Source organism: Cecembia lonarensis LW9 (assembly GCF_000298295.1).
GTDB classification, from domain to species: Bacteria; Bacteroidota; Bacteroidia; order Cytophagales; family Cyclobacteriaceae; genus Cecembia; species Cecembia lonarensis.
In genome coordinates this window covers 1-8,507 of sequence record NZ_AMGM01000128.1, presented here as the reverse complement: position 1 = coordinate 8,507, position 8,507 = coordinate 1, and the positions used below count along the sequence as shown (strand labels likewise).

Sequence of the window (8,507 nt, the reverse complement as noted above, 5' to 3'; positions counted from 1 at the left end):
ACTTGTTTCTAAACTCTCGCCTCTCATCTCTCGCTTCTAATAAAAAGCATCTTCAAATTGCCTGAAATTATAATTGTTGTTTTTGTCTTTATAAACCCCTACAATATCAAAGCGGATATCCTGATGCCAATCTTTCTCGTGAATGTACTGGTCTGCTGCTTTCACGATCAGTTTACGTTTGGTAAAGTCTACAAATTCCTCTGCAAACCCAAAGCCTGTTCCTGACCTGAATTTTACCTCCACGAAAATCAACAAGCCTTTGTGTTTAAAAATCAGATCAATCTCAGCATGTTTGTAACGATAATTGGCCTCTAAAAACTCATAGCCTTTACTTATCAACCAATCCTTTGCCAGCTCTTCGGCCAGCTTTCCTTTTTCAATGTGCTCTGCCATAACAATAATTGTTTAATTTTGAAAAGTCAAATGTTAAAAATCTGACGTCTTCCCACAGGCAAAGAACCATTATGCGCAAAAAGGCGTTTCTTCACGACAACAAGGAAAAACGGTGAATCAAGTTATCAATAAATCTGTAAAATTTCTAGACTTAGGAACCAAAGATTACAAAGAAACCTGGGATTTTCAGGAAAATATTTTTGCCCAAATCGTAGAAAAGAAAATCCAGAACAGAAAACTTCCTGCCTCCGAACAGAAGGCTACAGAAAATTACCTGATTTTTGTGGAACATCCACATGTCTACACTTTGGGGAAAAGCGGGGAACTCTCCCATTTGTTGCTGAATGAAAAGGGACTGAGTGAAAAAAAGGCTACTTTTTATAAAATCAACCGTGGTGGAGACATTACCTATCATGGCCCTGGACAATTGGTGGGGTATCCCATTCTGGATCTGGAAAATTTCTTTACTGACATTCATAAATACCTCAGGCTATTGGAAGAAGCCATCATACTCACACTTGCGGAATATGGAATTAAAGCAGGAAGGATAGATGGACTTACCGGTGTTTGGCTGGATACCATTGAGCAAAAAAATCCAAGAAAAATATGTGCCATGGGTGTTAAATCAAGCAGATGGGTGACCATGCATGGCTTTGCCTTCAATGTCAATGCGGATATTGACTACTTCAATAATATTGTCCCTTGTGGCATACCGGACAAAGCTGTTACATCCATGCATTTGGAGTTAGAAAGGGCTGTTGATGAAAATGAAGTCAAAGAAAAAGTCAAAAAGCACATAGCGGATCTATTTGAAATGAAGCTGATTGACTGACTAAAATGGAAAACAGAGCGAAGCGAAGATCCTGACACTAAAGCGATCGGGATACTGTTTAAATAAGCTTCGCGAAATAAAATAGTAATAGTGTTAAGATTGAAAGACTTGTATTGCAAATCTTGAGTCTTGCGTCTTAAATCTTGATTCTCATACATAGAAATGAAAAAAGACATAGATTTTCACCCAGTCACAGGAGTAAAACTGGCCATAGCCAAAGAGATGGTCAATGGTTTAGAAGAATGGGGTGTATATATCATTAACCTCAACCTCATTGAACTCCACACAGTGATGATCACCTCCAAAGGTTATGGCAACATCAAAGGAGAAGAGAAGAAAACCTCTGTCCTCAGACACATGATCCAGGAATTAGGCGCTGAATCCATGGCCAAGATTGAACCTATCGATCCAGCGCTTTTTGTACTGAATAACGAGTACTGGGTAAGCTATTATATTTTAGATCAAATTTTTGACAAAAAATTTATTTTTAAAGCCCACATCATAAACCCCTCCAGTTTAGAGTACATCCCGGAATTAGGCTTGGAAGGTTTCCTTCATCGCTGAAATTATCCGATTAATAAACGCTTGGGTTTTGTGGCTTTGAAGCGTAATGTTTATTTTGATTCAGCATAGAAATCAAAGTAAAACAGCGCTTAACGCCATGGCACATATTTTTAATGCACTAGAAAACATCCTTTTTTTGGACATTGAAACCGCTTCTCTGGAAAAAGATTTTTCAGAACTGCCTGAAAGGCTAAAGGCAGAATGGCTTAAAAAAGAAAACCACATCAAAGCGAAAGATGAGGAAATAGAACCTGGAAGCCTTTTCTTTCAGCGGGCCGGTATCTATGCGGAGTTTGGTAAGGTGCTATGTGTTGGAGTAGGCTATTTTCATTTCCAGGAAGAAAGCATGCAACTGGAATTCAGAACCAAGAGCTTTTGCGAAGAAAATGAGTATGATACCCTGGCTGGATTTGTGGAATTATTAGAAAAGAAGCCTTGGATACTTTGTGCCCATAACGGGAAGGAATTTGATTTCCCCTACTTGAGCAGAAGGATTTTGGTGAATAGAATACCCCTTCCTGAACCCTTACAGATCGCAGGCAAAAAACCTTGGGAAGTCCGTCATTTGGACACTTTGGAACTGTGGAAGTTTGGGGACTATAAGCATTATACCCGATTGGAACTTTTAGCTGCCATTCTTGATATTCCTACTTCAAAAGAAAGCATTGATGGTTCCCAGGTAAATGAGGCCTATTACCTTCAGGATAACCTCCAAGGAATCCGGGAATATTGTCTCAGAGATGTATGGGTAACTGCACAGGTTTACCTGGCTTTTCAGGGACTGCCACCGGATATGGAGGTGGAAATCATCAATAGAGACGAGGATTGAGCCCAGTTTTGAATTCTTTCATGCTTTTTATCAAAAAAATATAACATATTTTTTTACAGATGTTTAGCTCATGATAATTCAAAATTTAACTTGTGATATATCAAAATTCAATTCGATATATTTCAAAACAGATCTCTGGGAAAATTGATTTCTTGGAAGGATTTCGGGTTATCCTACGAGTGATTTCTACGCACTCCAAGGGCAACTGCTAAAGAGTGAAAGCACTGATGGAACTAATAACGGCAGATTTACCTTTTGTTAGTAGCTAAAAGTTTTTCAACTTTGATACAGATTACAATATTATTAAAATAAACTGTTTTTAAAGCATGTATTTCACCTAAGGCTGCAAAACAGAAGAAATCACTAAAGCTTCACCTATTTTTTTACCATGACGGTAAAACAATTATTATATTAAACAAAAAAATCAAACACTCATTTTTATGGGAAGAAAATCAAACAGAAGAGGCCAAGAAGGAAAGAAAAGAGGGGGTAAGATCACTGATGCTGCCCAATTGGCCCGAAAAATCCTCAATTTTTTGGACAATAATTATGGCAAAGAATTCAATGCCAAACAGATCATCAAAAAACTCGAAATCAGAGACTCCCTAACCAAAGGTGCCGTAGAACCTACCATGCACAAACTGGCTGCAGCTGGTTCCATATCCAAAAACCCGAGAAATTATTTTGCCTCGGTCAAAGAACCGGAGTTTATAGAAGGAGAGGTAGACTATGTCAATCCACGCTTTGCTTATATCCGTCCTGAAGCCAAGTATGAAATGGAAGAAGATATCTTGGTCAAAGAGGCCGATCTGAAACATGCTTTGGATGGTGATAAAGTAAGGGTGATGGTATATCCTGCCAAGGGAAGCACCGGACGCTTGGAAGGAAAAGTACTGGAAATCACACAGCGCTTGAGGGATGAGTTTGTAGGCAGGGTAGAGATTTCTCCACGATATGCCTTTGTAGTCCCTGATTTCAGAAAAATGCACCATGATATTTTTGTCCATAAAGGGGACCTGAATGGCGCTGAACACAACCAAAAGGTAGTAGTCAAAATCACCGAATGGCGGGAGGAAGATAAAAATCCCACAGGGAAAATCGTAAGGGTTTTGGGTAAAGCGGGCGAACATGAGGTAGAGATTCACTCCATTATGGCAGAATTTGGGCTACCTTTCGAATACCCCCAAGAAATAGAGGAAGAAGCCAATGCCATTCCTGAGGAAATCCCCACTGATGAAATCAAAAATAGAAGGGATATGCGTGATATTCCTACATTCACCATAGACCCGGTGGATGCCAAAGACTTCGATGATGCCATCTCCTACCGAAAGCTGGAAAACGGCAACTATGAAATAGGCGTGCACATTGCGGATGTAACCCACTATGTCAAACCAAAAACGAAATTAGAGCAGGAAGCTTATGACAGGGCCACTTCTGTCTATTTGGTGGACAGGACCATTCCAATGCTTCCGGAAAGGTTAAGTAATGGTCTCTGTTCTTTAAGGCCTAATGAAGATAAGCTTACCTTTTCCTGTGTCTTTGAAATGGATGAAAATGCAGATGTGCTCAATCATTGGATAGGCAGAACAGTGACCCACTCGGACAGGAGGTTTGCTTATGAAGAAGCTCAGGAAAATATTGACAAACAAGAAGGGGATTTCTACCAGGAGCTCACCTTTTTGAACGAACTGGCCAAAAAAATCAGGAAGCGGAGATTTGACAAAGGTGCCATCAATTTTGAAACGGTAGAAGTCAAGTTCAAACTGGACGACAAAGGGATTCCACTAGGCTTGATGATAAAAGAGCGTAAGGACATCCATAAGCTGATTGAAGAATTCATGCTTTTGGCCAACAGAACAGTGGCAGAATTTATTTACAACCGAAACAAAGGAAAGGATACTTTTGTATATAGGATTCATGATTTCCCGGATATTGAGAAACTGGAAACTTTCTCCACCTTTGCCAAAAGATTCGGTCATGATATCAAAATATCGGAAGGGACAAAAATCTCCAAGGCGCTGAACCAATTGATGGATGAAATTGTCGGCAAACCGGAACAGAATGTCCTGGAGCAACTGGCCATAAGAAGTATGGCAAAAGCCAAATACACCACAGAACCCAAGAGTCATTTTGGCCTGGCTTTTAAACATTATACGCACTTTACCTCCCCCATCAGGAGGTATCCTGATATGATGGTGCATAGGCTGTTGCAGCACTACCTGGACGGAGGCAAAGGCCCTGATGCAGAAGCTTGGGAAGATAAATGCATTCACTCTTCTGAAAGAGAAAAACGAGCCGCAGATTCTGAAAGGGCATCCATCAAATACAAACAGGTAGAATACATGTCTTTAGCTGAAGACAAAGATTATGAAGGAATCATTACGGGTGTTACCGAATGGGGCGTGTATGTAGAAATTACCGAAACCAAATGCGAAGGTATGGTCAAGGTATCCGAAATGAATGATGATTATTACGATTTTGATGAAAAAAATATGCGATTGATCGGTAGCCGCAACAAAAAAATCATCACTTTAGGAGACAAAGTGATGATCAGAGTAGTTGCTACTGATATTGACAGAAGAACCATAGACTTGGAATTTGCAGATAATGAGCCAAAACAAAAACGACGTAAGTAAGATTTTACAGGATTTAGAGAATCATATTCAAGGCTATTCCTATGGCACCTCTCCACAGGAATTATATGAGCCAATTTCTTATATCATGAGCTTAGGTGGCAAAAGAATCCGCCCCCTTTTAACACTCCTATCTTACGCGCTATACAAGGAAGATTACCAGGAAATCCTCACGCCGGCCATGGCGGTGGAAGTTTTCCATAACTTTACCTTGATGCACGATGATATCATGGATGATGCACCCTTGAGAAGAGGGAAAGCAACCGTTCATGAAAAATGGAATGCCAATACCGCCATCCTTTCCGGAGATGTGATGTTGGTAAGGGCCTATGATATGTTATTGGATGTAGACCCTAACCTCCTACCGATCTGTTTAAAACTTTTCAACCAAACCGCAGCGGAAGTCTGTGAAGGGCAACAGCACGATATGAATTTCGAAAGGATGGAAACGGTCACTGAAGAAGCCTATATTGATATGATCCGTCAGAAAACAGCAGTGCTTTTGGGATTTGCCCTTGAATTCGGAGCCATTCTAGCTGGTGCCTCAGCGGATGATGCCAGGAAATTATATGATTTTGGGGTTAATATCGGGATTGGATTCCAATTAAAAGACGACTTGCTGGATGTCTATGCGGACAAAGAGAAATTCGGAAAGCAGGTTGGAGGAGATATCATTTCCAATAAAAAAACTTTTCTTCTGCTAAAAGCCAAAGAACTTGCCGGTGGAAAACAGAAGGAAGCCTTGGAAAAATGGATTGCTGCTACTGAATTTAACAAGGAGGAAAAAGTCAAAGCGGTAACAGCAATTTATGATCAGATAGGTATCAAATCACTTGCTGAAAACAAAATGCAGAACTATTTTGACAAAGGGTTTGCACAATATGCGGCCTTAAGTGTTCCTCAGCAAAATGCCTACCAAACTTTACTGAAACTCACCCAAGATTTGGTAAATAGGGAAAAGTAAAACAAGCTTATGGATTTATCTGCTACCATCATTTTGATAGGTATTACTGTTTTGACCTCTTATCAGGCTTGGAAAAGGCCTGATTTGTTGGACAGATGGATGTTTACCCCCTACAAAATCAAAAACAACCAGCAATGGGACAGATTTGTCCTCTCTGGTCTGATCCATAAGGATCAAATGCACCTTCTCTTTAACATGTTCACTTTTTATTTTTTTGGGAGAGTGGTAGAAATGTTTTTGATATACCGTCTAGGTAAATCTTTCGGACTCTTCACATTCTTGATGTTTTACGTAGGTGCCATAATAGTTTCTGATTTACCCACCTATTTCAAGCATAAGGAAAACTTTCGATATAGGGCTTTAGGAGCATCGGGCGGAGTAGCTGCGGCAGTATTTGCAAGCATTATGATCATGCCCTTATCAGATATCTGTCTTTTTGGTTTGATCTGCCTGCCAGGCTTTGTGTTGGGGCTGCTTTTTCTGATTTACACCTTTGTCCAAGCCAGGAAAGGAAGTGATGGCATCAATCACGATGCCCATTTATACGGAGCATTATTTGGTATCGCCTTCGTATTGATTATTTCTCCACAGAGCGGATTAAATTTCATAGAACAAATAAAAAGCTTCAGGCCATTTTGACCTGAAGCTTTTTACGTAAGACTAATTTGGATTTTATTTTCCTTTTTGAAGTTGACGAACATTTTTATCCACTACGCTTCTCAGCATGGTATTCCATCTATCCTTAGCTTTTTCTTCAGAAAAAACATCAGGACCTGGAATTCCGACACGCATACCTAGTATTCTTTCAGCTGTTTTTCCTTGCCCGGAAACATTTAAATAAATATCAACCGCATTGATTACTGGGGTGAATCTTAATAATTTATCAATCGACTTCCTGATTTGTTCCTGCAATCCAGTTGGAACATCAACCTGTGGTGCCTGAACATCGATTTTAATGCCTCTGTAATTTTCTGTGTAATTCATGATTCTTTATTAATGGGTTATTTATTCGCCTTTTAAGTTAAATTTTCGTATAATATGAAGGTACCTCTCCTTTAGGTACAACAAAAATAAATGTTTCACCTAAAAATAAAACATATGGAGATTTTTAATCGAGATGAATTTATAGCATTGAGTAAAAAGGAAGCCAATTTATTTGTTTCCATGTATTTTCCCACATCGCGAAGAAGTACAGATGCCTATCAAAAAGACATATTAACATTTAAAAATACTTTGTCGGAAGTGGAAAAAAAACTTTTGGAAGAAGGAGTTCATAGTCCTATTGAAATCAATAGGATTATGGAACCGGCCAAAGCTTTGACCAACGAATTCTCGTTTTGGCAACATAATTCAGATATGTTGGTCGTGTTTCTTTACGATGGCAAAATTGAATATTTTAAGTTACCTCTGGAAATACAAAAACCAAATTACTTCATTGGGTCAAAACCAATGCTTTTACCCATGCTTCCCGAATTAGCAGATGATGGGCATTATTATATCCTTTTACTGAACTTGGATCAAATCAGGTTGTATGAAGCCACTAGAAATGTAGTGCAGGAAATTCTAATTGACCCTGAAAAAGTAGCCGTCTCCTTCACAGAAGAAGAAGATGAGGTGGACAAGGAAAAGAGTCTTCAGGCCCAAGGAAGGGTTGGCAATGCCGGTGCCATGTACCATGGACATGGATCTGGATCAGATGAAGAAAAAAAGGTTACTATCCTGAATTATTTTCACAGAATGACCAATATGCTGGAGCCTTTGTTAAACAGCAATCCCCTACCCCTGGTACTTGCAGGGGTTGACTATCTGATCCCTATTTTCAAAGAAGCCAGTAAATATGGGCATATCTTTGAAGACCATGTAAGTGGTGCTTTTTCAGAAAAAGATATGATGCAATTACATCAAGAATCATGGCGTCTGATCGAGCCCTACTTTGCAGAAGCAAGAAAAAACAGAAAAGAGAGCTTTGAAGCCTTTAAAGCAAAAGGTCAAGCCAGTTCCAATGATATGCTCAAGATCATCAATGCTGCATTTACGGGTGGTATTGAAACCCTTTTGGTGAATCAAAACCACCAACATTTATTTGGAAAATTCGATACTGAAAACCATAAGATAGAACTTATGGATCGACAAGAGAACGGTACCCATTGTCTAATAGATGAAGCAGCGGCTAAGGTAATCTCAACAAAAGGAAAAGTTTACCTTACTCCAGCAGAAGATATGCCAGAAGAAACCCAGTTGGCAGCTATATTCAGGTATCCAATATGATCAAACGACAATAGAGTAGGAAGA

Annotated in this window: 9 protein-coding genes; 7 read left to right on the top strand and 2 right to left on the bottom strand. The window is 39.4% G+C overall.

Annotation, left to right across the window (positions count from 1 at the left end; genetic code table 11):
* Positions 1-36: 36 nt before the first annotated feature.
* The gene (locus B879_RS19640) at positions 37-393 is read right to left on the bottom strand and encodes a YraN family protein (protein ID WP_009186975.1); all 357 of its coding nucleotides are present in this window, start codon (positions 391-393) and stop codon (positions 37-39) included.
* Between the two features lie 112 nt (positions 394-505).
* Here B879_RS19640 and lipB point away from each other — a divergent pair, with 112 nt between their 5' ends.
* The 6 genes from lipB (at position 506) to B879_RS19610 (ending at position 6,854) form a co-directional block, all read left to right on the top strand.
* On the top strand, positions 506-1,225 hold the full coding sequence (gene lipB, locus B879_RS19635) for a lipoyl(octanoyl) transferase LipB (RefSeq protein ID WP_009186974.1): 720 nt from the start codon (positions 506-508) through the stop codon (positions 1,223-1,225).
* A gap of 162 nt (positions 1,226-1,387) precedes the next feature.
* A complete protein-coding gene (locus tag B879_RS19630) occupies positions 1,388-1,789 on the top strand; it encodes a hypothetical protein (RefSeq protein WP_009186973.1) in 402 nt (133 codons plus the stop codon).
* 97 nt (positions 1,790-1,886) lie between these two features.
* The gene (locus B879_RS19625) at positions 1,887-2,618 is read left to right on the top strand and encodes a 3'-5' exonuclease (RefSeq protein WP_009186972.1); all 732 of its coding nucleotides are present in this window, start codon (positions 1,887-1,889) and stop codon (positions 2,616-2,618) included.
* Between the two features lie 440 nt (positions 2,619-3,058).
* Positions 3,059-5,254 carry a ribonuclease R gene (gene rnr, locus B879_RS19620; RefSeq protein WP_009186971.1) on the top strand — a complete coding sequence of 732 codons (2,196 nt, stop codon included), beginning with the start codon at positions 3,059-3,061 and terminating at the stop codon, positions 5,252-5,254.
* A complete protein-coding gene (locus tag B879_RS19615) occupies positions 5,226-6,215 on the top strand; it encodes a polyprenyl synthetase family protein (RefSeq protein WP_009186970.1) in 990 nt (329 codons plus the stop codon). The genes rnr and B879_RS19615 overlap by 29 nt, the downstream gene beginning before the upstream one ends.
* Positions 6,216-6,224: 9 nt before the next feature.
* Positions 6,225-6,854, top strand: a complete 630-nt coding sequence (locus B879_RS19610) for a rhomboid family intramembrane serine protease (protein WP_009186969.1) — start codon at positions 6,225-6,227, stop codon at positions 6,852-6,854.
* A gap of 33 nt (positions 6,855-6,887) precedes the next feature.
* On the opposite strand, the gene B879_RS19605 is transcribed toward B879_RS19610, so the two are convergent.
* Positions 6,888-7,199 carry an HPF/RaiA family ribosome-associated protein gene (locus B879_RS19605; RefSeq protein WP_009186968.1) on the bottom strand — a complete coding sequence of 104 codons (312 nt, stop codon included), beginning with the start codon at positions 7,197-7,199 and terminating at the stop codon, positions 6,888-6,890.
* Positions 7,200-7,313: 114 nt separating this feature from the next.
* Here B879_RS19605 and B879_RS19600 point away from each other — a divergent pair, with 114 nt between their 5' ends.
* Entirely contained in the window at positions 7,314-8,483 is a 1,170-nt protein-coding gene (locus B879_RS19600) for a baeRF7 domain-containing protein (RefSeq protein ID WP_009186967.1), read from the top strand.
* Positions 8,484-8,507: the final 24 nt, after the last annotated feature.

Excerpts from the sequence above, each read along its gene's own strand:
- B879_RS19640 (WP_009186975.1), bottom strand. The coding sequence starts at position 393 with ATGGCAGAGCACATTGAAAAAGGAAAGCTGGCCGAAGAGCTGGCAAAG.
- B879_RS19630 (WP_009186973.1), top strand. The coding sequence starts at position 1,388 with ATGAAAAAAGACATAGATTTTCACCCAGTCACAGGAGTAAAACTGGCC.
- B879_RS19625 (WP_009186972.1), top strand. The coding sequence starts at position 1,887 with ATGGCACATATTTTTAATGCACTAGAAAACATCCTTTTTTTGGACATT.
- rnr (WP_009186971.1), top strand. The coding sequence starts at position 3,059 with ATGGGAAGAAAATCAAACAGAAGAGGCCAAGAAGGAAAGAAAAGAGGG.
- B879_RS19615 (WP_009186970.1), top strand. The coding sequence starts at position 5,226 with ATGAGCCAAAACAAAAACGACGTAAGTAAGATTTTACAGGATTTAGAG.
- B879_RS19610 (WP_009186969.1), top strand. The coding sequence starts at position 6,225 with ATGGATTTATCTGCTACCATCATTTTGATAGGTATTACTGTTTTGACC.
- B879_RS19605 (WP_009186968.1), bottom strand. The coding sequence starts at position 7,199 with ATGAATTACACAGAAAATTACAGAGGCATTAAAATCGATGTTCAGGCA.
- B879_RS19600 (WP_009186967.1), top strand. The coding sequence starts at position 7,314 with ATGGAGATTTTTAATCGAGATGAATTTATAGCATTGAGTAAAAAGGAA.